We start from the raw sequence: 24042 nt of genomic DNA, 5'->3' as shown, positions 1-24042 counted from the left end.
AAAATTTATCAATTTTCAGGGAACCACCCCCTCAATTGCGAGTGCAAAAGTAGTGCGTGAATTCGTTTTTATCTAATGGAAAACCAACTTTAACATATTTTTATCAATTTTATTAACGCTACATCGATGTATGGTGGTAATAATGTAATAAAAAAGCGTTTTTGTTATAAAGTCCCTCTTTTTTCTTGTTCTCTTTCTATAGATTCAAATAGAGCTTTAAAGTTTCCTGCTCCAAAACCAGTCGCTCCCATTCTTTGTATAATTTCGAAGAAAAGAGTAGGTCTGTCTTCTACTGGTTTTGTAAATATTTGAAGTAAATAACCATCTTCATCGGCATCGACCATAATGGCTAATTTTTCTATCTCTACAAGATCTTCTTTCATCATATCCATGTGAACTCCTAATCTTTCAGGGATTGCTTGATAATATGCATGAGGTGGTGCTGATAAAAATTCGATTCCTCTAGCTCTTAGATCTGTTACAGTTGCAATAATATCATCTGTAGCTACTGCAATATGCTGAACTCCTGGTCCACCGTAAAAATCTAAGTATTCTTCGATTTGAGATTTTTTGTTCCCTTTTGCTGGTTCATTTATAGGGAATTTGATGCGTCCATTTCCGTTGCTCATTACTTTACTCATTAAGGCAGAGTATTCGGTATGTATTTGTTTGTCATCAAAGGAAAGAAAATTGACAAATCCCATGACATCTTCATAAAATTTTACCCAAGTATTCATTTCTCCCCAACCTACATTTCCAACCATGTGATCTATATATTTTAGACCTGTTGGTTTCGGATTGTAATCGGATTTCCACTCTTTGTATCCTGGCAAGAAAACACCATTATAATTTTTACGTTCTACAAAAATATGAACTGTTTCTCCGTAAGTATATATTCCAGATCGCACTACTTCTCCAAACTCATCTTTTTCGACAGTTGGTTCCATAAATGATTTTGCTCCACGTTTTGTTGTCTCTTGGTAAGCTTTAGTTGCATCTTCAACCCAAAGTGCTACTACTTTTACACCATCTCCATGTTTTTTTAAATGGTCATTGATTGGTGAATCTTCATTTAATGGAGTGGTTAATACTAAACGGATTTTGTCTTGTTTTAAAACATAAGACGCTCTGTCTTTAACACCTGTTTCTAATCCTGCATAAGCCAATGATTGGTAACCGAAAGCTGTTTTGTAATAGTGTGCCGCTTGTTTTGCGTTTCCAACATAAAACTCTACATAGTCTGTTCCTAGTAATGGAAGGAAATCCTGTGCTCCTTCAAATATTTTTTCTAATCCGTATTCTACCGATTTTACTTCTTTTGCCATAATATAATATTGTTTTAGTCCGTCTTGGACTTTAATTTTTTTTAATTTATTCTTGTAACCAAGATTGATAATATGTGTCATCTGCAATTTTCATAGCATCTTCTGTAACCATAAGTGGTTTGAAAGTATCTACCATAACTGCTAATTCTAATGTTTCTTTTTTACCTATACTTCTTTCTGCTGCTCCTGGGTGTGGCCCATGGGGAATCCCTGCTGGATGCAAGGAAATATTTCCAGGTTTCACATCATTTCTACTCATAAAATCACCATCTACATAATATAAAACTTCATCGGCATCTATATTGCTATGATTGTATGGTGCAGGAATTGATAATGGGTGATAATCATATAATCTCGGGACAAAAGAACAAACTACAAATGCTGTTGTTTCGAATGTTTGATGAATAGGAGGAGGAAGGTGAATTCTTCCTGTAATTGGCTCAAAATCATGAATTGAAAATGCATACGGGTAGTTATAACCGTCGTAACCAATGACATCAAACGGATGTGTAGCATAAACCATTTCGAAAATTTCGTCTTTCTTTTTTACTTTGATTATAAAGTCTCCTTTTTCATTGTTGGTTTCTAATTCATAAGGACGACGAATATCACGTTCACAATATGGTGAATGTTCTAATAATTGTCCGAACCAGTTTCGGTATTGTTTTGGAGTATAGATTGGCGCATGAGATTCTACTATAAATAAGCGATTATCTTCGGTATCAAAATCGATTTTATAGATAATCCCTCGAGGAATTATCAAATAATCTCCATATTTGAAATCTAAATTTCCATAAATTGTTCGCAGTTTTCCTGTTCCTTTATGGATGAAAATCATTTCGTCAGAATCGGTATTTTTATAAAAATACTCTGTTGTTGATTTTCTTGGTGCTGCTAAAACAATATGGCAATCAGAATTAGTAAGTACAATTTTTCTGCTTTCTAAAAAGTCATCTTGTGGCTCGACTTCAAAACCTCTTAATTTATAGGATTGAATGTTGTTTGTTTTAGCAATTTTTGGTGCTACGCTATATTGCGAACGAATTTCTTTTACTTGTGTAGGGCGTTGTTCGTGGTAGGAATTGGTCGACATTCCGTCGAAACCAACAGTCCCAAAAAGCTGTTCATAATACAAATCTCCATTTGGTTTTCGGAATTGTGTATGACGTTTTGGGGGGATATTTCCTAATTTGTGATAAAATGGCATAATTTTTTAAATTAAATAATTAGATAATTTGTCAAGAAAATAAATTATTTTCTACTTGACGCATTGATTCATCGCTTTTTAAGCAATTCATTCTGGATTTCTCTTAATAAGAAATTTCAGAAAACCTAATAAACCTACCCATGTTGTTTTCATAATAACAAATATCGGAAATATTTAAATTTCTTCTTAATTTATTTGAAACTATTTATAAAAGTAAAAAGGCATTAGAAAATGATTAATCATTTTTTAATGCCTTTTTACAATTTTTGTATTCTTTATTTTTTGTCTGGATTGTTTAAAACACTATTGTTTTTGCTATATCCAAAATAGATAACAAGTCCTATTAATAACCAACCAGCAAGTCTTAACCAATTTGTCCAGCCAAGTCCATAAATCATTGCCAAACAAACTATGATTCCTAAAATTGGTACAAATGGCACAAAAGGAGTTTTAAATTCACGTTTCATTTCTGGATTTGTTTTTCTTAATACTATTACAGAAATACAAACTAAAATAAATGCAAACAAAGTACCAATACTTGTCATATCTCCAACAATATCTCCAGGGATAAATGCCGCAAATAAACCTACAATTACTAAAATTACAAGATTTGCTTTGTATGGTGTTTTGTATTTAGGATGTAAATCTCCAAACACTTTTGGTAATAAACCATCTTTACCCATCGAGTAAAATACTCTTGACTGACCTAAAAGCATTACTAATATAACAGATGTGAATCCAAATAAAATTGCTACTGTTACGAACTGTGCTAACCATCCATAACCATCCATTGCAGATGTAATTGCGTTTGCAACTGATGCTTCTTTTCCACTTGTTCTAAAAAACTCTACAGATTCAAGTCCAGTTAAAACGTGTGCAAAAAGAATGTATAAAACAGTACAAATAGCTAATGAACCTAAAATACCAATTGGCATGTCTCGTTTTGGATTTTTAGTTTCTTGGGCTGCTGTACTAACCGCATCAAATCCGATAAAAGCGAAAAACACAGTTCCTGCGGCTCCTAGAATTCCCATTATTCCTCCGTAATTATGGCCCACACCCGAGTCATCAGTAAATACTGAAGCTTGTGGTATGTATGGAGTATGATTTATTGGTTTTATATAATTCCATCCAAAAACAATAATCATTATTACAATAGAAACTTTTATAATCACAATTATTCCGTTTACAAATGCAGATTCTTGAGTTCCTTTAATTAATAATAAACTTATTACTGCTACTATAAAGAATGCGGGAAGATTTATTATACCGTGTTCTCCTGATGCAGAAATTTGAAAAGGAGAATGTGATAAAGAGTAAGGTATTGGACTAGTATGAAGCACATTTATGAGTAAATTATTTAGATATTCACTCCAAGCAATTCCAACAGTTGCTGCTCCCACAGCATATTCCAATATTAAATCCCATCCTATTATCCAAGCTAATAGTTCGCCCATTGTAGCATAAGTATAAGTATATGCACTTCCTGAGATAGGGATTGATGAAGATAATTCAGCGTAACAAAGTCCTGCCAAAGCACAACCTATTGCAGCAACAATAAAAGCAATAGTTACTGATGGACCTGCATTTTGAGCAGCTGCAGTAGCGGTTCTTACAAAAAGACCAGCGCCAATAATAGCACCAATACCAAGTGCAATAAGCGACCAAGCTGTTAATGTCCTTTTTAATCCTTTTTCAGATTCTGTAGCTTCTGCCATTAAAAGGGCAATTGATTTTTTCTTCCAAATAGACATAAAAATAAAAATTTTGTGTTTTAGTTCCCCAAAAATAGACTTTTTTGAAAACAATTAAGCAAAAAAAACATATTTATGAATTTTATTTTAAAATAAGATTGTTTTTAAAACCAAAAACCTACAGTAAACCAAGTGAAACTTTTACCTGTTTCTGGAGACCAACTTTGTTTTATTTCGATAGGTCCAATTAGTGTTTCCATACCATATCCTAATGCATATCCTGTATATTTTGGACTAGAAATCCATTCTTTACTATCAAAAATATTATTACCAATATTTGCAAAATTCGAAGCTATGTTAATGTGATTCTTTTTGACAAATTCATAATCAAAAGACAAACTGGCTTTCACGTAACTATTGCCTGAAAGAGCTAAATAATTATAACCATAAAAAGGTTTAAAATTATTTAGTTGATTAAAACCATAGCCACCCAAAACATAATCGAAAACACTATTGTTTTTTGTTCCGACTATAAATCCTCCTTCGGTTTGAATTTTTACCGAAATTTTCTTAAAAAGAGTTTGTACTATTCCAGTATCTGCTTTTAGATTTGTAAAACGAGTAAAATTATCGGTAGTATAATTTGACGCAGAAAGAAATGATTGAACATCACCCATAAAATACCAACCTTTTTTTGGAAAATATTTATTGTTAAAAGAATCGTATTTCAAAAAACCTATTAATGAGAGATAATTGTTTTTTTCTAAATGGGTTGTTGTATTTGCAATAAAATCGGTGGTTAAATCTACATGCTTATATTCTAATCCTGCTCCAAATAGAAATTTTTGCGCAAATATAGTTTGTAAATAGGCCTGATTAGATAAATCTAAATAATCTATATTTATACTATTCATGCTATTTAAACTATTTAATGATGTTAAAGCTAATGTTTGACCTCCGTTAAAATCGATTTTACTAGTTCTTTTAAACTGATTTAGTTTCGATTTGAATCCAAAACTCCAGTGAAAACCGTTGTCTATATAATAATCTAAATTGTAACGGATATTATCACCTAGAATAAAATCGAAAGAAGCTACGTCATTTTTAAAGAATAAATTTTTCTGAGTAACGTTTATAAGTGCACTCGATTTGAATAAATCATCATAGTGAACCCCTAATTTAAAATACGTTTTTACTGGGTTTTCTTTAACATTAATAATTAAGTTATCTTGAGTTCCTTCTTTTAATAATTTATAACTTAAAGAGCTAAAATTTTGAGTAGCATTAAGATTGTTTATACCGCTATGTAAATCAGTATAACTAATTTTTGTTCCTGGTTTAAATCTGAGTTTTCCAATAATATAAGAACGTGTATAGTGGTCATTACCATTTATACCAATGCCTTTGATAAATAAACTATCTATTTCTTTTATGCTTTCTGGTTCTTTTTGATAGTTTGTTCCTAATTTATCTAAAAGGTTTTTCATTAACAAAGCGGCATCAATTCCCTTTTGTACGATGGCACTTCCTTGATCGAAAGAGACTACTGAAAATCCTTCAATGTTTGGTTTGATATAAATGTCTGTTAGCTGTTTTTTTTCTTTCATTTTCTCAATCATCTGAAAATTTGAAATTTGGGTTAAAATCCCTAAAACACCACTTAATTTGTTTCTATGTTTCAAATCGTCTTGTACATCGACACCTATAATAATATCGGCTCCCATTTTTCGAACTTCTTCTACAGGGTAATTATTAGAAACACCTCCGTCTACATATAAATCACCATCGATTTCTACTGGCGAAAATAAGGAAGGAAATGCGCCACTTGCAGACAAAACTAATGGCAAAGATCCATTTTTAAAAACTTTTTCTTCTCCAGTTTCTAAGTTTGTAGCAATACATAAAAAAGGAATTTTAAGTTTGCTAAAATCTTGAATATGGCGAACATTATGAGTTAGCTTGCTTATTAAGTTGTAATTATACATTCCTTTAGATAGTCCTCTGGGAATTGAAATTTTAAAATGTTGAAACGGTAATGAAATAGCATATAATTCATCATTACCTTTTTCGTAGAAAGTTTTGTTTTTTCGAGGTACAAAATCTTGTACTAATTCGTCAAAATTCGTTCCTTTAAATATAGAATCTAATTGATTTGCGTTGTATCCGCTGGCATATAATCCGCCAATTATAGCACCCATGCTTGTTCCGCCTATATAATCTATTTTTATTCCTGCTCGTTCTATTTCCTTTAGAACTCCAATATGAGCAAATCCTTTCGCGCCACCACCACTAAGGACTAAACCTATTTTTGGTCGTCTGATTGAATCTTGAGCTTGTGAATTAAGAGAAAAAAGAATAGAGAAAAGAAGAAATACGTAAAAAACATATAAAACAGGACTCAAAAAAACTTCATTTTTTGCTTCTTGTTTCTTGTTTCTTGGAGGAATTCTCATATTAATTATTTTTAAGGTAAAAGTCGGTAATTTTTTTGGCTTTTGAAACACCTATAACGTCAGAAATTTCTTTTTCTGTTGCTAATTTCAATCTTTTAACACTTTTGAAATGTTTTATTAATGTCAACATGGTTTTCTCGCCAATTCCTGGAATAGATTCTACCGACGAATTAAGTGCTGCTTTACTTCGTTTGTCTCTATGAAAGGTTATCCCAAATCGATGCGCTTCATTTCGCAATTGCTGAATTACTTTTAATGTTTCCGATTTTTTATCCAAATATAAAGGAACTGAATCGCCAGGATAAAATAATTCTTCTAATCGTTTTGCAATTCCTATAATTGCTATTTTTCCTCGCAAATCGAGTTCGTCCATGATTTTGAGTGCCGATGATAATTGCCCTTTTCCACCATCAATAATAATTAAATTAGGCAAAGGTTGGTTTTCATCAAGTAAGCGTTTGTATCTGCGATAAACAACTTCTTCCATTGAAGCAAAATCGTTTGGCCCTTCTACAGTTTTTATATTAAAATGGCGATAATCTTTTTTGCTTGGTTTCCCGTCTTTAAAAACCACACAAGCCGCAACAGGATTGGTTCCTTGAATATTCGAATTGTCGAAGCATTCTATATGTCGTGGCTCGACCGAAAGGCGCAAATCTTTTTGCATTTGTGCCATAATTCTATTTACATGACGTTCTGGATCTACAATTTGTAGTTGCTTAAGTTGCTCTATTCTGTAAAACTTCGCATTACGAATTGATAATTCTAAAATTTGCTTTTTGTCACCTAATTGAGGAACGGTTACTTTTATATTTTCACCAACTTCAACTTCAAAAGGAACAATAATTTCTCGTGAAAGTAACTCAAAACGTTCTCGAAGTTCAATAATAGCTAATTCTAATAATTCCTGATCGGTTTCGTCTAATTTCTTTTTTATTTCTAAAGTATGGGAACGAATAATCGAACCATGCGAAATTTGAAGGAAATTAATAAATGCCGCAGCTTCGTCCGAAACAATAGAAAACACATCGATGTTAGTGATTTTCGGATTGATAATAGTAGAACGTGACTGATAATTTTCTAGAATTTCTATTTTTTCTTTTATTTTTTGAGCTTCTTCAAAGTGCATATTCTGAGCCAAATTGGTCATCACTTTTTTGAAATCTTTCATCGATTCTTTAAAATTTCCTTTCAAAATTTCACGAATGGCGTTTATTTGCGTTTGATAATTTTCTAGCGTTTCTAAACCTTCGCAAGGGCCTTTGCAATTGCCAATATGATATTCTAAACAAACTTTAAATTTATGATTTTCGATATTTTTTTCGCTCAAATCGAAATTACAAGTTCGTAAAGGGTATAATTCTTTGATTAAATCTAAAATCGTGTGAACAGTTTTAAAACTCGTATAAGGACCAAAATATTCAGAACCATCTTTAATCATTTTTCGAGTTGGGAATAATCTCGAAAAAGGTTCTTTTTTAATACAAATCCAAGGGTATGTTTTGTCATCACGAAGTAAAATATTATATCGTGGTTGCAGGGTTTTTATGAGGTTGTTCTCTAATAACAAAGCATCTGTTTCACTAGGAACAACAATATGTTTTATAGTTACAATTTTCTTAACAAGTACATTTGTTTTTGCAGTGTCATGTACTTTGTTAAAATAGGAAGATACTCTTTTTTTTAGATTTTTTGCTTTGCCAACATACAAGATTTTGCCTTCTTTATCATAATACTGATATACTCCGGGATTATCCGGAAGCGTTTGTATTTGTAATTCTAAAGATGGAATTGACATTTTTTGATATTGGAATTTATTTTTAAAAACAGTCAAATTTACGATTTCCAAAATATTATTTCTACATTTAAATTCTAAATTTAATAATAATGAAAAAAGCTAAAGCAATTACAATTCTTGGAGAAAGTATTAAAGCTGGCGAAAGCAAAACCATCGATATGGAAATTGCTCGTTTGCACACGACCACCAAGTTAAAAATTCCAGTAATTGTTGAGCGTTCTACTATTGATGGTCCTGTTATTTTGTTTTCTGCGGGTATTCATGGAGACGAAATAAACGGTGTTGAGGTTATTAGACAATTGATAATTCAGAAAGTAAATAAACCAAAAATAGGGACTATTATCTGTATTCCTATTGTAGATATGTTTGGTTTTGTAAACAAATCACGCGAATTTCCTGATGGAAGAGATTTAAATCGTGTTTTTCCAGGGAGTAAAAAAGGTTCTTTAGCGAGTCGTTTTGCACACCATATTCTAGAAGAAATTATGCCAATTGTCGATTACGCTATCGATTTTCATGCTGGAGGAGCTAGTCGATTTAATGCCCCACAAATTAGACTTACACCAAATAATTCAGAATTAAAAAAATTAGCAGATGTTTTCGACGCTCCTTTTACCTTATACTCTAAAAACATTGCCGGTTCTTTTAGAAGTTCTGCCGAGAAAATAAATGTAAAAATGTTGCTTTTTGAAGGAGGAAAATCGCTAGATATAAACAAATCTGTTGCTGCTGAAGGTGTGAATGGAGCAAAGCGTATTTTGTCACATTTGGGTATGTTAAATGAGAATCTTACTGCCGAAAAACAAAAGAACAAAACTATTTATATTGAAAAATCAGGTTGGGTGCGAGCCAAATGTTCAGGATTATTTCACGATAATAATTTAATAGGTTGTTTTGTAGAAAAAGGTACAATTTTAGGCACAATTACTGATCCTTTTGGGAAATTTGAACAAAAAGTAAAAGCACCAACTAATGGTTATGTGATAAATGCAAATCATTCTCCAATTGTTTATGAAGGAGATGCGATTTATCATATTTCCAACATTATAGACGATGATGGGGGAATAAATTAAACCTGTTTTTCACATATTAAAGACTAACATTTATCATGTTTTTTTTATTTTAAAGGATTTACTTTTGAAATAAAATTAATTTTATGATAGTGTGGAAAAAACTTTCTCAAAAAGAACGTCAAGAACGTATTGAAAAAGCATTAGATGGGAATGTGAATTTTGCACACGATTCGTCTTTGGGATATCCAGCTTCCAAACTCGACGGAAAGGTTTTTTATAGTGATGCGCCATTTTTAAAAGATGCACCAACTCTTAAGGCTTATGTAGCAAATCCTAATCATATAGGATGTCATACTTTTGGTTCTTCTGAAAAAGCTTTTAGCGGAACACAAGAAATTGAAAGAGAGGTTTTAAATGTACTGGCTGTAGATATTTTTAAAGCCAAACCAGATTCCTTTGATGGTTATATTGCTCCAGGAGGAACAGAAGCTAATATTCAAGCTATTTGGATGTATCGTAATTATTTTATTAATGAATTAGGAGCAAATCCTAATGAAATTGTAATTATCGCTTCAGAAGATACTCATTATTCTATTCCAAAAGCATCTAACTTATTAATGATTAATTGGTTAAAAATTCCCGTAGCCTTTCAAACTAGACTTATAGACACAGATGCTTTAGAATCTATCATAGTAAATGCTAAAAACGAAGGAAAAAAATACTTTATTGTTGTCTCTAATATGGGCACGACTATGTTTGGAGCTATAGATAATCCTGATGATTATATCCAGATTTTAGAAAAATATCAGTTGGATTTTAAATTGCACATTGATGGCGCTTATGGTGGCTTCGTGTATCCAATAAGTAATAAAGATTCTGTTATTAATTTTGAAAATCCTAAAATTAGCTCTGTTACTATTGATGCACATAAAATGTTGCAAGCACCTTACGGAACAGGTATTTTTATTTGTAGAAAAGGACTTATTGAAAACGTACTTACCAAAGAAGCTGAATATGTAGAAGGAATGGATCTAACACTATGTGGAAGCCGTTCGGGCTCAAATGCAATAGCGGTTTGGATGATATTGTTTACTTATGGTCCGTTTGGCTGGTGCGAAAAAATAAGGATTCTACAAATGAGGACAGAATGGTTGTGCGAGCAATTAGACGCTTTAAATGTAAAATACTTCCGAGAACCTTTTATGAATATTGTGACTATTCAAGCAGAATATATTACAGAACAATTAGAAGAAAAATACGATTTAGTTCCTCAAAAACATGATGAAAATAATAAATGGTATAAAATTGTAATTATGGATCATGTAGAAGTAGATCATTTGAGTACTTTTATAACCGATTTAAAAGTTACTCTCAATGCTAAAAAAGGAATTAAGGATAAAGTATAAAGCACTTCGCAAGTTACTTTCAGAGCAGGAAATAGAAGATTTGAGTTTGGCAATTGCAAACCATTGTCTTTTATTGCCTATTTGGGATAAGACTTATTTTCATGTGTTTTTACCAATTGTAGAACAAAAAGAAGTAAATACAGAGTTTGTTTTGCATTTACTACAGGGAAAAGATAAAGAAATTATAATTTCGAAAGCTGATTTTGTCACCCGAAAAATGACACATATTCTTCTTACTGACAATACTAAAATTAAGAAAAACGAATACAATATTCCAGAACCTGTAGATGGTATTGAAGTTCCAACTCATAAAATAGATGTGGTCTTTGTACCGCTTTTAGCTTATGATAAAATGGGAAATCGTATAGGTTACGGCAAAGGTTTTTACGATAAATTTTTATCGGAATGCAAACCCGAAACCATCAAAATTGGACTTTCTTTTTTTGAACCCGAAGAGTTTATTTCAGATGTTTTTGAAAATGATGTTAAATTGAATTTTTGTGTAACTCCAAAAATAATATACAGTTTTTAATTAATTATTTCCCAAATGCCTTTTTATTAAATACTATCAAAATTCCAACTCCAGTAGATATTGCCATATCTGCTACATTGAAAATAGCATTAAAAAAAGTAAAATGTTTTCCGCCAAAAAACGGCAACCATGTTGGTAAATCGCCGTCCCAAATAGGAAAATAAAACATATCGACTACTTTTCCATAAAACCAGGAACCATAAGGTTTATCGTTAAACAATGTTGCTAGATTATATGAACTATCATTAAAAATTTTGCCATAAAAAACAGAATCTATAATATTCCCGAAAGCGCCTGCTAATATTAATGCGATTGCAATAATCAACACGTTTGAGCCTCTTTTTTTTACAGAATCCCAAAGCCAATAACCAATTCCACATACGGCAAGAATTCTAAATAAGGTTAGAGTTAGCTTACCATAAATGCCGGGAATTTCGACACCCCAAGCCATACCTTCGTTTTCTATAAACAGTATTTTAAACCATGAGAATACTGGAACTTCTTGGTGTAAAACAAAATGTGTTTTTACATATATTTTAGAAATTTGGTCTATTAGTAAAACCAAAAAAACAATAAAATAAGCTTTCTTTAAATTCATTTTAAATTTATTATGGGACAAAAATAAACAATATTATATAAAAAACGCCCCAAAAAAGGAGCGTTTAGTAATTTATTAAGATATATTATTTCTGTAAATTTTTTGCTTCAATACTCATTGTAGCATGTGGGACAATTTTTAAACGTTCTTTGCTTATTAATTTGCCTGTTACTTTACACACTCCATAAGTTTTACTTTCTATGCGAACTAGTGCATTTCTCAAGTCACGAATAAATTTTTCTTGACGTATAGCCAGCTGTGAGTTTGCCTCTTTAGACATCGTTTCGCTTCCTTCTTCAAATGCTTTAAACGTTGGCGATGTATCATCCGTACCGTTGTTTAAATCATTCATGTAAGCACTTCGTATTAAGTCTAAATCTATTTTAGCTTTGTCTAATTTTGCCAAGATTAATTCTTTGAATTCTGCTAAATCCGCATCAGAAAATCTTATTTGTTCATCTACCATAATTTCTTTATTTTGAAATTAAAATCATTGTTTTTATATCATCAAACTCAATAATCGTACCGTTTTCGATACTTTCTAAAAGAATTAGTTCTTTTGTAAGTGTTTCAGATTTTATATAGTCTTGGTTGTCTAAAATGGCTTGATTTATCTTGTCATTTTTTTCGACCGAAACCGTAATCTTATCAGTCACATCGTAACCCGAATCTTTTCGCAAATTCTGAATTCGGTTTACTAACTCTCGGGCAATTCCTTCTTTTCTTAATTCATCAGAAATTGTAATGTCTAATGCTACGGTAATTCCGCCTGAATTTGCAACCAACCAACCTTCAATATCTTGCGATGTGATTTCTACATCTTCTATCGATAAAGTTATGTCTTTTCCTGAAATAACAATATCTAACGTTCCTTCCTTGTCTAATTGATTAATTTGAGCTGCTGTGAAACCTTGTATCTCTTTGGCAATCAACCCCATATCTTTCCCAAAACGTGGTCCAAGAGCCTTAAAATTTGGTTTTATTTGCTTTACTAAAATACCTGAAGCATCGTCTAAAAGTTGTATCTCTTTTACGTTTACTTCAGCCATAATCAAGTCCGAAACCGCTTCTATTTCTGCTTTAAATGCGTCGTCAAGTACTGGAATCATTACTTTTTGTAATGGTTGTCGTACTTTTATCATTTCTTTCTTTCTCAGCGATAAAACTAGTGATGAAATCGTTTGTGCTTTTTGCATTCTGCTTTCTAACGATTTATCAACAAAGTTTTCAACTGATTTTGGAAACTCAGCCAAATGTACACTGTCATATTTTTCTGACTGTGTTGTTAAGGTTAAATCTCTGTAAAGTTTATCCATAAAGAATGGTGCAATAGGCGCTCCAAGCTTAGAAACAGTCATCAAACAAGTGTATAATGTTTGGTAAGCTGCAATTTTATCTTGTGCATAATCTCCTTTCCAGAAACGTCTTCTGCATAATCTTACATACCAATTACTTAGATTTTCTTGAACGAAATCTGATATAGCACGAGCAGCTTTCGTTGGTTCATAATCCGCATAAGCGTCATCAACCACTTTTATAAGCGTATTTAGTTCCGATAAAATCCAACGATCTATCTCGGGTCTTTCGTTTAATGGAATTTCTGCTTCGGCATATTTAAACCCGTCAATATTGGCATATAACGCAAAGAAAGAGTAAGTATTATATAAAGTTCCGAAGAATTTACGGCGTACTTCTGCAATACCTTCTAAATCAAACTTCAAATTATCCCAAGGATTGGCGTTCGAAATCATGTACCAACGCGTAGCATCTGGACCATATTCTGCCAAAGTTTCAAACGGATCTGCGGCATTTCCTAGACGTTTAGACATTTTTTGTCCGTTTTTATCTAAAACCAATCCGTTAGAAACTACGTTTTTATAGGCAACTTTATCGAAAACTAATGTTCCAATAGCGTGCAAGGTATAAAACCAACCACGAGTTTGATCGACACCTTCGGCAATAAAGTCCGCTGGAAAATCTTTATTTTCGTCAATTTTGTCTTTATTTTCGAAAGGATAATGCCATTGCGCATAAGGCATAGACCCTGAATCGAACCAAACGTCAATCAAATCAGATTCTCGTTTCATTGGTTTTCCTGAGGCAGAAACTAACGTGATTTCATCGACTACATTTTTATGCAAATCGATTAAATCATAGTTTTCTTCACTCATATTTCCAACCTGAAAATCTTTAAAAGGATTTTCCTTTTGAAAACCTGCTGCGATAGATTTTTCGATTTCGTTGTATAATTCTTCAACAGAACCAATTAGAATTTCTTCTGTTCCTTCTTCGGTTCTCCAAATAGGCAACGGAATTCCCCAGAAACGAGAACGAGAAAGGTTCCAGTCATTGGCATTTTTTAACCAATTCCCGAAACGACCTTCGCCAGTTGCTTTTGGTTTCCAGTTAATGGTTTCGTTGAGGTCGAACATTCTATCTCTAACTTCTGTGATTTTTATAAACCAAGAATCTAGTGGATAATATAGAATTGGTGTGTCGGTTCTCCAACAATGCGGATAACTGTGCACGTATTTCTCTACTTTAAATGCTTTATTTTCTTCTTTTAACTGAATTGCAATTTCTACATCAGCAGAACGTTCTGGAGCATCTCCATCGGTATAATATTCGTTTTTAACGTATTTCCCTGAATAACTTCCTAAACCATCGATGAATTTACCTTGTAAATTTACTAATGGCACAGGATTTCCGTTTTCATCAAGAACCAACATTGGCGGAACTTCTGGCGTTGCTTCTTTTGCCACTTTGGCATCATCTGCTCCAAAAGTTGGGGCTGTGTGTACAATTCCTGTTCCGTCTTCGGTAGTTACAAAATCACCAGCAATCACTCTAAAAGCATTTTCTGGGTTTTGGTATGGCAAAGCCAAAGGCATTAATTGCTCGTAACGAATTCCTACTAAATCCGAGCCTTTGCATTCTGCTATGATTTGATATGGAATTTTTTTATCGCCTTCTTTGAAATTTTCAAAATCAGAAGCTTCAGTACTTTCAAAAAAACCTTTTGCAAATTGTTTTCCAACTAAGTTTTTAGCCAAAATAACATTTATATGTTTGAAAGTATATTGATTGAAAGTTTTTACCAAAACATAATCTATTTTAGGACCAACAGTCAAAGCAGTATTTGACGGTAAAGTCCAAGGTGTTGTTGTCCAAGCTAAAAATTGGAAAAGCCCTCTCATTGAACCTTCTCCGAAGAAAAGAGGATAATGTAATTTGAATGCTTTTTCAACTGTATTTTCTGGTGTTTCTCCATTAATATATAGCTTTGCTTTAAACTGTGCTACAACCGTTGTATCGGTAACATCACGGTAAGAACCTGGCTGATTGACTTCGTGGGAAGATAATCCTGTTCCCGCTTTTGGCGAATACGGTTGTATGGTGTAGCCTTTGTACATCAAATCTTTGTTATAGATCTGTTTTAGAATCCACCAAACGGATTCCATGTATTTGGGTTTGTAGGTTACATAAGGATCTTGCATATCGACCCAATATCCCATTTTTTCGGTCAAATCGTTCCATACGTCAGTGTAACGCATGACTGTTTTCTTACAGGCTTCGTTATATTCTTCGATAGAAATGGTTTTTCCTATATCTTCTTTGGTAATTCCTAATTCTTTTTCGGTACCTAATTCTACTGGTAAACCGTGCGTGTCCCAACCTGCTTTGCGTTTTACTTGAAAGCCTTTTTGGGTTTTGTAACGACAAAAAATATCTTTGATAGCACGTGCCATGACGTGGTGAATTCCTGGTAATCCGTTTGCTGATGGTGGTCCTTCAAAAAATACGAATGGCGTATTGCCTTCGCGAGTAGTTACACTCTTTTCGAAGATGTTTTCTTTTTTCCAAAAATCAAGGATTTCTGATGCTACCGTAGGTAGATTAAGTCCTTTGTATTCAGTGAATTTAGTGCTCATTTTGTCCTTTTCTTAAATCGTGGTGCGAAAGTAAGAAATTAAGTCGAAAGTCGAAAGTCGAAAGCTGAAAGTTTGTGCTTTGCGTGAGGGATTGAAATGAAAAGCCCACAGCCTGACGAAGGAAGTGCGAGGACTTGTAATGGAAAGCCCGACCCTTTTCGGGTCACGCCATACTTCGACAAGCTCAGTGTGATAATAAGTTAAGAGAAAACTTCTTTTAGAACGTCTAATGATTTTGGTTTTTTGAAGCCGTCGAGATGAAAACTGTAATAATCGATTAGGATTTTTAATAAAATTTGACGTTCGATGATATGGAAAGATTTTTGATCGTTGTCGAACTTTAAATCAATGAGTTTTTTGAATAAATTAGTCTCGTGTTCTGTGAGCGAACTGATGGCATGAAAAGGAGAAAAAACACCTTCGGTTATTTCGAAAAATTTGTATTCAGAGTTTGAAATATCTGGATAAAATCCTAAATATTTTGTGGTTTCTAAGAGTAGAATGAGATGGAAATTTGCAATCTCATCATGATTATCTAACCAATGTAAAGCGGTTTCGAGAAAGGTAAAAAAAGCTTCGTTTTTTTCTTCTTCGTGAATGGAATGGTGTAAAATTTCGGAAATAAACATCACGATAGTACTTTTTACTACATCTGAATGTATGGAATGAAAAGGTGTGGCAATTTTTATTTCTTTGAAATTCTCTAAAGTGCCTTTGTTCTTGTGAACGGCTTCGATTTCTAGAATTGTTAAAGGCTGAAAATAGGCGATTTTTTGGTTGGATTTTCTAGAAGAAAACGCGTCACGAACAAAATACGATTTTAGTCCATCGGAAAGCGTAAAACATTTGACTATCAAGCTTTTTTCTTGGTATTTGATAGAGGAAATTACGATGGCTTTGGTTTTTATTTGCATCTACGTTACCTGACAATCATTATTTTTTTCACTTTGGTTTCTCCGCCATCATCAGAAGAAAGAAAAATCATGTAAACTCCTGAGGCAACTTTATGTTTTCCTAAAGCTTTTGTGTCCCAAAGCATGGTTCCACCTTCGGAAATCCCTTCATGAACCAGATTGCCTTCAATATCAGTAATTTTTACGTTGGCTTTGTTCATAAGTCCAGTTATAAAAACACTTCCATTATATTCTGGTCTTACAGGATTTGGATAAATTATTACATTTTCGAAGTTTTCGGCACCGTTTGTAGCTGTTCCTTTAAATGATACCATTCCTTTTTCTGTAGCTATAAAGACCTCTCCTGTTAGGATATTAATATCAATATCGGTTATTGTGTTGCTGGGTAGTGGAGAGTTTTCTTTGGTGAAAATATTGAATGTCTTTTGTCCATCAGAGGATAGGTAAAATACTCCAGCGCCTGCAGTTCCTATCCATTTATTATTTGCGCCATCTACTACAATATCGGTAATGAATTGTTCGTAAAGAAGTTCTTGTGCTAAATTGTCTTCGAGAATTATAATAGAATTTGTAGTTAAGCTACTTTGTGTTAAAAAAGAATCTACATTTTGTAATATTCTAAGTCCAGCTGTAGTCCCTATCCATAGTTTGTTTTTATTGTCTACCGCAACTGCTCTTACATCCCCGTTTGGTAAGTTACCTCCGTCTTGTCCTTCATTAATGCTAATGCATTTGTTGTTGTATTTTTCATTGAAGCCTACTAAACCGCCAGAGTTTGTACATATCCATTTTGTATCATTTTTATCTATGGCTAATCTTCCATAATTTGTAGAAAATGGGGATAAAAGACTTGGTAAAGAAAATCCTTGCCATTGGCCATTGGCCTTTAAAACATGAAGTTCCTTGTTTACTAAAGAGTTAGTTATCCATATATTTCCTTCTTTATCAAAGGCAGAACCATTTACTCTAATGTCATCAGGTACTTGTCCGGTAATCGTTTGTAAGCTACTATTTGAGGTATTAAAGATTGTTGTTGGGACACCATTATCAAACTTTAATAGACCAGAATAGTATGAGCTAAAATAAACTTGATTCTCATTTTTTGGATTTATAGCAATTCGTGATATTGATTTAGCATTAAATAAATTTTGGTAAGGAGTTAATGTCCATAAATTATTGGAATCGTATTTACTTACACCAAAAGAATCTAAAGGATATGGATTATAATAAACACTATAGTCACCATATACAGCCCACAATCCGTTTGAAAAAGATTGGATTGCAAAGAGTTTGTTTTTGTCAGGACCATTTGGCGTTATGTTTTCAAAAATAGTTGGATTATTTAGAGATGTTGCAAAAAAACCATTTTCACGTGTTCCTATATATAATTTATTATCTATAACCGTGGCACAAGTAAAATTAGCAGTTATGTTTGGAATGTTTGTTATATGTAAAATTTCGGATAATGATTCATTATATACATAAATATTGTTTTGAGTGGTTATAATTAAGTGTCCATCATTGTGTCTAGTATCTAAAGGGATCTGAGGATAACTTGTAATAAGTACAGGATTGTCGTTAATTAATTTATAAATAGAACCATTTAAATTTACGGCTACTAATGTTGTACTAGTTGCCTCGACACTCGTCCAATTTCCAGCTGAAACGTTTGTCCATTGGTTAAAATCAATAAGATTTGGGTTTGTAACGGATGCTTTTAGAAGTCCATAACCATTAGCAACGGCATAAATAAATCCGTTGTAAATGGTTGTCTGTAAAATTTCGACATTTGAACCTCCAGAACCAATAAAATAAGTGTCGCCAAATTCTGAAAGATTTAAATCATATACGGAAATACCAAAATCTGTCGAAATGTAAACTTTACCATTATGTTCCATAAAATGGTTTATTCTTTTTTTGTTAGGAGGGACGGATGGTTTGTTTAATATATCTACTACATTAAGCATGCTTCCGTCTAGTTCATTAACAACAATTAATAATCCATCGGTGTGACCTATAAGTGTTTTTTTGTAGATTTCACTATGATAGATTTGAGAGATATCTTGTCCGGATAATCCTTCTATTGTGGATACTACTGAGATTTCATTTGTATTTATATTTTTTTTAAAATAAGCATTTTCTGCTGCCCCAAAAACTTGAGTTGTACTTTGTGAAATGTCTTTTACAGCATTATAAGAGAAGTAACCTTTCCATAGTTTGTTGTCTTGGGAAAATCCAGAGAATATGGTTAATAATAAAATAGTATATATATAAACGTTTTTCATTTAAAAAAAATTAGCAATTACAAATATAGAATAAAAACGATTTTATTTTGGTTTTAATATACTTGTGTATAAAAAAAGTGCTCGTCCAAGACGAGCACTTTTAAATTTATTTGTAAAAAAAGGAATATTAAACTACTCCTTGACCTAACATTGCATCGGCTACTTTTACGAAACCAGCAATATTTGCACCTTTTACATAATCTACATATCCGCTTCCATCAGAACCATATTGTACACATGCTTCGTGAATGTCTTTCATAATAACTTTCAAACGATCGTCAACTTCTTCTGAAGTCCAGCTTAATCTCAATGAGTTTTGAGACATTTCAAGTCCTGAAGTTGCAACTCCACCAGCGTTAGATGCTTTTCCTGGGGCAAATAATATTTTTGCGTTTTGGAAAACAGTAACTGCTTCTGGAGTAGAAGGCATATTTGCTCCTTCAGCCACACAGATACATCCGTTTGCCACAAGAGTTTTAGCTTCTTCTTCGTTTAGTTCGTTTTGAGTTGCACAAGGTAATGCAATATCACATTTTACATCCCAAGGACGTTTTCCTGCAATATATTTAGCATTTGGATATTTAGTTACATAATCAGAAATTCTTCCGTAGTTTACGTTTTTGATTTCCATAACGTAAGCCAATTTTTCAGCATCAATACCTGCTTCATCATAGATATAACCGGCAGAATCTGACATGGTTACTACTTTTCCGCCTAATTGTGTTGCTTTTTGTGTAGCATATTGCGCCACATTTCCAGAACCTGAAACTACAACAGTTTTACCGTCGAAGCTTTCTCCTTTAGTTTTAAGCATGCTATATGCAAAATATACATCACCATAACCTGTTGCTTCTGGACGGATTAATGAACCTCCAAAAGAAATTCCTTTACCAGTTAGAACTCCGGTAAATTCGTTTCTAATTCTTTTGTATTGACCAAACATATAACCAACTTCTCTTCCTCCTACACCAATATCTCCAGCAGGTACATCAGTATCAGAGCCAATATGCTTGCATAATTCTGTCATAAATGCTTGACAAAATTTCATAATTTCGTTATCTGATTTTCCTTTTGGATCAAAATCAGCTCCACCTTTTCCTCCACCCATTGGTAAAGTAGTTAAGCTGTTTTTGAAAGTTTGCTCGAAAGCTAAAAATTTAAGGATACTTAAATTTACTGAAGGATGAAAACGAATTCCTCCTTTGTATGGCCCGATTGCAGAACTCATCTGAATACGGTAACCACGATTCACTTGAGTTTTCCCAGCATCATCTAGCCAAACTACTCTAAACATGATAACACGCTCCGCTTCGACCATTCTTTCCAAAAGCATTTTGCCTTCGTATTTTTTATTCTTTTCAATAAAAGGAATTACTGTTTCAGCAACTTCTTTAACTGCCTGCATAAATTCAGGCTCATTTGGGTTTCTTTTACCTACTGCTTGGATGAAAGCATCAATACTTTGTGACATGATTTATAGATTATTAACGTTTAAAAAAACGTTTTCGTTACGAACAGCAAATATACATTTTATAAAAATATAGCAAAGAAATTTTATATTAAACTCTCATTAGAATTTAATATGTAAAAAAAACTCCTTTTTTTTTTGAAATGTTTGATGTTTTTATATATTTGTCATATAATGAACAAAATCTTTTAATCATGCCCAAATATTTTAGCTTAATCTTTTTATTCCTGCTAGGATCAATCAGTTCGATACAAGCACAATTTGGTTTTTCTCACGAAGTGGGGGTAATTGCAGGACCTGTAGCCTTTCAATCTGATTATGGAGAACGACATGATTTTCAGACAAATGCTGGAAACACAGGTATTGGTATCGGTTTGGTTCATTATCTTAATTTTTCATACAGAGCAGATTGTAATTGTTATACTCCGGAAACTTATTTTAATGATCACTTTAAACTTAGAAGTGAATTGTCTTTTAACAAGACAAAACTTAATATGTTTGGGGAATGGGTTACTCCAGAAAAGGTTAATAAACCTGATCCTGCTCCTGGTATTCCTAATGATGCAAAACAACTAAAGTCAATGGAAGGAAGTACTTCTGTTACAGATATTGGTATGCAACTAGAATATTATCCTTGGAGTATTAGGGATTTTACAGCTACTACTGGAAGTTTTGCTCCTTTTGTGAGTTTAGGTGCGCATTTTAGTTTTTTTAGCCCAGAAGTTCATTCAACTTTAGGGAAATTAGATGCAATAAATGTTCATCCTAAATATTGGGCTCCATCCGATGGTCAGAAACATGGGTTTTCAAATGAAAGCGGAAGTACTTGGTCTGTGGTTTCAAGTGTTGGAACTCGATATAAATTGACACCATTGTCTGATTTAATATTAGATTTACGTGTACAATACTATTTTTCAAATTGGGTAGATGGTCTAAATCCTAATCCTGCAGTTTATAAAGAAAATAAATCTAACGACTGGAATATTTGGTTAAACTTTGGATATATTTATTATTTAGATTAATCATCTAAATAATTTTCATACAAGAAAGCCTGTTCAAGTTTTTGAACAGGCTTTCTTGTTTTTTTATGAATATATTATATTTAAGAACCTATTTGAATTATAATCATTGGTTTTAAATATTATGAGAACTAAATTCCTAAATTTTGTAACATTTTATATGTAAATCATACTTATATATAGAAAAATAAATGCAGATGGTAGTATATATTCGATTATTGAAAGAGAGTTTTGGGTTTGCAATTAATGCTTTGCGAAATAATAAGCTACGTACGTTACTTTCGCTTTTGGGAGTTACAATTGGAATTTTTTCTATAATTGCAGTGTTAACAGCTGTTGATTCTTTAGATAGAAAAATTAAAAAAGATTTAAGTACACTTGACAAAAACACTATTTATTTAATGAAATTTTCATTTGGACCATCTGAAATTCCAAAATGGAAAAGACAACAATTTCCAGATGTAACTTATGAGGAATATCAGTATTTGAAATATAATGTAAAAGGAGCTGAAAATGTATGTTTCCAATTTTTCACAAAACCAGAGACTTTAAAATATGAAGGGAATACAGTTAGTAATATCAATGTGGTTCCAGTTTCAGATGAGTTTGATGATATCCAAAAATTAGATTTTAAATCTGGTCGATTTTACAATGAATCTGAATCAAATTCAGGATTATTATTAACTGTTTTAGGGAATGAAGTCGCTAAAAACCTTTTTGATAATATTGATCCTATAGGAAAAAAGATACGAATGTATGGACAAAATTTTACTGTTATTGGAGTATTAAAGAAACAAGGAGCAGGGCTTTTTGGTGATAGTGATGATACATCTGTTTATTTGCCTTCCAATTATCTGAGAAAAAAATATGGAGATAACACAGATTTTTTAACTCCAGTAATACTTTTGAAACCTGGAGAAGGAGTAGATATTAATGCGTTTAAAGCAGAAATCACTCAAAAGTTAAGAAACTTGAGAGGAGTTAAAACGGGAGAAATAGACAACTTTTTTATTAATGTACTTTCTGGATTTACAGATTTATTGGACGGAATTGTAGGACAATTAAAAGGCGGTGGAATATTCATAAGTTTATTTTCACTCCTTGTTGGTGGATTTGGTATTGCAAATATCATGTTTGTTTCGGTAAAAGAACGCACAAACTTGATAGGTATTCAAAAATCATTAGGAGCTAAAAATAAGTTTATTTTATTTCAATTTCTATTTGAGTCTGTTATTTTATGCTTATTTGGTGGTATTATAGGAGTATTTTTTGTTTGGATAATATCTTATATTTTAACCAATGTTTTAGATTTTGAGTTTGTTCTAGGTATTGGTAATATTATTTTTGGTGCTGGAGTTTCAGTTTTTATAGGAATTATTGCTGGAATTATTCCTGCATACATGGCTTCAAAATTGGATCCTGTTGAGGCAATTAGAAGTGGAATGTAGATTCATATTAAAATAAAAAACGCACTCAATTTTATTTGAGTGCGTTTTTTATTTCCTATATTTTTAAAATAAATTTATCTAACTTCTGTATTCAAAATTAAATCTAAATATAAATTTATTTTATCCTTTAGTTCTTTTCTTGGCGTTATAAAATCTAAGAAGCCATGTTCTAGGACAAATTCTGCTGTTTGAAATCCTTCAGGTAAATCTTTACCTGTGGTGTCTTTTACAACTCGAGGTCCTGCAAAACCAATTAAGGCTCCAGGTTCGGAAATATTTACATCACCAAGCATTGCATATGAAGCAGTTGTTCCTCCAGTTGTAGGATCTGTACATAATGAGATATATGGAATTTTTGCTTCGGCAAGTTGTGCTAATTTTGCTGAGGTTTTTGCTAATTGCATTAGTGAATAAGCAGCTTCCATCATACGTGCTCCACCTGATTTTGAAATCATAACAAAAGGAATGTTGTTTTTGATAGAATGATCTATTCCGCGAGCAATTTTTTCTCCTACAACAGCTCCCATTGAACCTCCAATAAAAGCAAAATCCATACAACAAACGACTAAGTCACGCCCTTTAGATTTCCCTACAGCTGTACGAACAGCATCTTTTAGCTTAGTTTTGCTCATGGCATCTACTAAACGGTCAGAATATTTTTTTGTATCAACAAATCCTAGTGGATCTTTGGAAGTCATGTTAGCATCAAGCTCTGTAAATTCGTTATTGTCATACAATATCTGAAAATACTCAGCACTGCCTATGCGAACATGAAAATCATCTTCTGGGCTTACCCAAAGATTTCTTGCTAGCTCATCGGCATCAACAATTTTTCCTGTAGGAGATTTGTACCATAGTCCTTTTGGCACATCCATTTTGTCTTCGGTAGCTGTAGTAATCCCTTTTTCTTTTCTTTTAAACCAACTCATATTAATTTCAGATTTCAAATT

The 24042-nt window shown here is 32.6% G+C and carries 17 protein-coding genes; 5 read left to right on the top strand and 12 right to left on the bottom strand.

Annotated elements, in window-relative coordinates:
* Positions 1–164: 164 nt before the first annotated feature.
* The 5 genes from hppD to uvrC all read right to left on the bottom strand — a co-directional run bounded on the left by hppD (position 165) and on the right by uvrC (position 8477).
* Positions 165–1325, bottom strand: coding sequence for a 4-hydroxyphenylpyruvate dioxygenase (gene hppD, locus ACKVOV_RS01790; protein ID WP_409205093.1), 1161 nt, complete (start codon positions 1323–1325; stop codon positions 165–167).
* A gap of 46 nt (positions 1326–1371) precedes the next feature.
* Entirely contained in the window at positions 1372–2532 is a 1161-nt protein-coding gene (locus ACKVOV_RS01785; protein ID WP_409205066.1) for a homogentisate 1,2-dioxygenase, read from the bottom strand.
* 275 nt (positions 2533–2807) lie between these two features.
* Positions 2808–4286 carry an amino acid permease gene (locus tag ACKVOV_RS01780; RefSeq protein WP_409205065.1) on the bottom strand — a complete coding sequence of 493 codons (1479 nt, stop codon included), beginning with the start codon at positions 4284–4286 and terminating at the stop codon, positions 2808–2810.
* 104 nt (positions 4287–4390) lie between these two features.
* Positions 4391–6679 carry a patatin-like phospholipase family protein gene (locus tag ACKVOV_RS01775; protein WP_409205064.1) on the bottom strand — a complete coding sequence of 763 codons (2289 nt, stop codon included), beginning with the start codon at positions 6677–6679 and terminating at the stop codon, positions 4391–4393.
* Between the two features lies 1 nt (position 6680).
* Positions 6681–8477 (bottom strand): excinuclease ABC subunit UvrC, encoded by a 1797-nt coding sequence (gene uvrC / locus ACKVOV_RS01770; RefSeq protein ID WP_409205063.1) that lies wholly within the window; start codon positions 8475–8477, stop codon positions 6681–6683.
* Positions 8478–8566: 89 nt separating this feature from the next.
* Between uvrC and ACKVOV_RS01765 the strand changes: the two genes are divergently transcribed.
* The 3 genes from ACKVOV_RS01765 to ACKVOV_RS01755 all read left to right on the top strand — a co-directional run bounded on the left by ACKVOV_RS01765 (position 8567) and on the right by ACKVOV_RS01755 (position 11428).
* Entirely contained in the window at positions 8567–9550 is a 984-nt protein-coding gene (locus tag ACKVOV_RS01765) for a succinylglutamate desuccinylase/aspartoacylase family protein (protein WP_409205062.1), read from the top strand.
* An 83-nt stretch (positions 9551–9633) separates the two neighbouring features.
* Positions 9634–10896 (top strand): pyridoxal phosphate-dependent decarboxylase family protein, encoded by a 1263-nt coding sequence (locus ACKVOV_RS01760; protein WP_409205061.1) that lies wholly within the window; start codon positions 9634–9636, stop codon positions 10894–10896.
* Complete coding sequence (locus ACKVOV_RS01755; protein ID WP_409205060.1) at positions 10865–11428, top strand: 5-formyltetrahydrofolate cyclo-ligase; 564 nt, start codon at positions 10865–10867, stop codon at positions 11426–11428. Before ACKVOV_RS01760 ends, ACKVOV_RS01755 begins: the two co-directional genes overlap by 32 nt.
* Positions 11429–11432: 4 nt before the next feature.
* On the opposite strand, the gene ACKVOV_RS01750 is transcribed toward ACKVOV_RS01755, so the two are convergent.
* The 6 genes from ACKVOV_RS01750 to gdhA all read right to left on the bottom strand — a co-directional run bounded on the left by ACKVOV_RS01750 (position 11433) and on the right by gdhA (position 20628).
* The gene (locus tag ACKVOV_RS01750; protein WP_409205059.1) at positions 11433–12026 is read right to left on the bottom strand and encodes a lipoprotein signal peptidase; all 594 of its coding nucleotides are present in this window, start codon (positions 12024–12026) and stop codon (positions 11433–11435) included.
* 85 nt (positions 12027–12111) lie between these two features.
* Positions 12112–12492 (bottom strand): TraR/DksA family transcriptional regulator, encoded by a 381-nt coding sequence (locus ACKVOV_RS01745; protein ID WP_409205058.1) that lies wholly within the window; start codon positions 12490–12492, stop codon positions 12112–12114.
* Between the two features lie 7 nt (positions 12493–12499).
* On the bottom strand, positions 12500–15958 hold the full coding sequence (gene ileS / locus ACKVOV_RS01740) for an isoleucine--tRNA ligase (protein ID WP_409205057.1): 3459 nt from the start codon (positions 15956–15958) through the stop codon (positions 12500–12502).
* 200 nt (positions 15959–16158) lie between these two features.
* Positions 16159–16872 carry a DNA repair protein RecO gene (recO, locus tag ACKVOV_RS01735; protein ID WP_409205056.1) on the bottom strand — a complete coding sequence of 238 codons (714 nt, stop codon included), beginning with the start codon at positions 16870–16872 and terminating at the stop codon, positions 16159–16161.
* Positions 16873–16877: 5 nt separating this feature from the next.
* Positions 16878–19157: a two-component regulator propeller domain-containing protein gene (locus ACKVOV_RS01730; RefSeq protein WP_409205055.1), complete on the bottom strand. Its 2280-nt coding sequence runs from the start codon at positions 19155–19157 to the stop codon at positions 16878–16880.
* 127 nt (positions 19158–19284) lie between these two features.
* Positions 19285–20628, bottom strand: coding sequence for an NADP-specific glutamate dehydrogenase (gene gdhA / locus ACKVOV_RS01725; protein ID WP_409205054.1), 1344 nt, complete (start codon positions 20626–20628; stop codon positions 19285–19287).
* Positions 20629–20819: 191 nt separating this feature from the next.
* On the opposite strand from gdhA, the gene ACKVOV_RS01720 reads away from it, so the two are divergent.
* Together ACKVOV_RS01720 and ACKVOV_RS01715 are read left to right on the top strand one after the other, a co-directional pair.
* Positions 20820–21647 carry a THC0290_0291 family protein gene (locus tag ACKVOV_RS01720; protein WP_409205053.1) on the top strand — a complete coding sequence of 276 codons (828 nt, stop codon included), beginning with the start codon at positions 20820–20822 and terminating at the stop codon, positions 21645–21647.
* 194 nt (positions 21648–21841) lie between these two features.
* Positions 21842–23092 (top strand): ABC transporter permease, encoded by a 1251-nt coding sequence (locus ACKVOV_RS01715; protein WP_409205052.1) that lies wholly within the window; start codon positions 21842–21844, stop codon positions 23090–23092.
* A gap of 74 nt (positions 23093–23166) precedes the next feature.
* On the opposite strand, the gene accD is transcribed toward ACKVOV_RS01715, so the two are convergent.
* The gene (gene accD / locus ACKVOV_RS01710; protein WP_409205051.1) at positions 23167–24021 is read right to left on the bottom strand and encodes an acetyl-CoA carboxylase, carboxyltransferase subunit beta; all 855 of its coding nucleotides are present in this window, start codon (positions 24019–24021) and stop codon (positions 23167–23169) included.
* Between the last annotated feature and the right edge of the window lie 21 nt (positions 24022–24042).

The sequence above is a fragment of the Flavobacterium sp. genome (assembly GCF_046153165.1).
Lineage (GTDB): Bacteria > Bacteroidota > Bacteroidia > Flavobacteriales > Flavobacteriaceae > Flavobacterium.
Note: the sequence above shows the minus strand (reverse complement) of the source record. Positions and strands in the feature narration are given on the sequence as shown.

Bases quoted from the DNA above. Each gene is read 5' to 3' on its own strand.
- hppD (WP_409205093.1), bottom strand. From the start codon at position 1,325: ATGGCAAAAGAAGTAAAATCGGTAGAATACGGATTAGAAAAAATATTT.
- ACKVOV_RS01785 (WP_409205066.1), bottom strand. From the start codon at position 2,532: ATGCCATTTTATCACAAATTAGGAAATATCCCCCCAAAACGTCATACA.
- ACKVOV_RS01780 (WP_409205065.1), bottom strand. From the start codon at position 4,286: ATGTCTATTTGGAAGAAAAAATCAATTGCCCTTTTAATGGCAGAAGCT.
- ACKVOV_RS01775 (WP_409205064.1), bottom strand. From the start codon at position 6,679: ATGAGAATTCCTCCAAGAAACAAGAAACAAGAAGCAAAAAATGAAGTT.
- uvrC (WP_409205063.1), bottom strand. From the start codon at position 8,477: ATGTCAATTCCATCTTTAGAATTACAAATACAAACGCTTCCGGATAAT.
- ACKVOV_RS01765 (WP_409205062.1), top strand. From the start codon at position 8,567: ATGAAAAAAGCTAAAGCAATTACAATTCTTGGAGAAAGTATTAAAGCT.
- ACKVOV_RS01760 (WP_409205061.1), top strand. From the start codon at position 9,634: ATGATAGTGTGGAAAAAACTTTCTCAAAAAGAACGTCAAGAACGTATT.
- ACKVOV_RS01755 (WP_409205060.1), top strand. From the start codon at position 10,865: ATGCTAAAAAAGGAATTAAGGATAAAGTATAAAGCACTTCGCAAGTTA.
- ACKVOV_RS01750 (WP_409205059.1), bottom strand. From the start codon at position 12,026: ATGAATTTAAAGAAAGCTTATTTTATTGTTTTTTTGGTTTTACTAATA.
- ACKVOV_RS01745 (WP_409205058.1), bottom strand. From the start codon at position 12,492: ATGGTAGATGAACAAATAAGATTTTCTGATGCGGATTTAGCAGAATTC.
- ileS (WP_409205057.1), bottom strand. From the start codon at position 15,958: ATGAGCACTAAATTCACTGAATACAAAGGACTTAATCTACCTACGGTA.
- recO (WP_409205056.1), bottom strand. From the start codon at position 16,872: ATGCAAATAAAAACCAAAGCCATCGTAATTTCCTCTATCAAATACCAA.
- ACKVOV_RS01730 (WP_409205055.1), bottom strand. From the start codon at position 19,157: ATGAAAAACGTTTATATATATACTATTTTATTATTAACCATATTCTCT.
- gdhA (WP_409205054.1), bottom strand. From the start codon at position 20,628: ATGTCACAAAGTATTGATGCTTTCATCCAAGCAGTAGGTAAAAGAAAC.
- ACKVOV_RS01720 (WP_409205053.1), top strand. From the start codon at position 20,820: ATGCCCAAATATTTTAGCTTAATCTTTTTATTCCTGCTAGGATCAATC.
- ACKVOV_RS01715 (WP_409205052.1), top strand. From the start codon at position 21,842: ATGGTAGTATATATTCGATTATTGAAAGAGAGTTTTGGGTTTGCAATT.
- accD (WP_409205051.1), bottom strand. From the start codon at position 24,021: ATGAGTTGGTTTAAAAGAAAAGAAAAAGGGATTACTACAGCTACCGAA.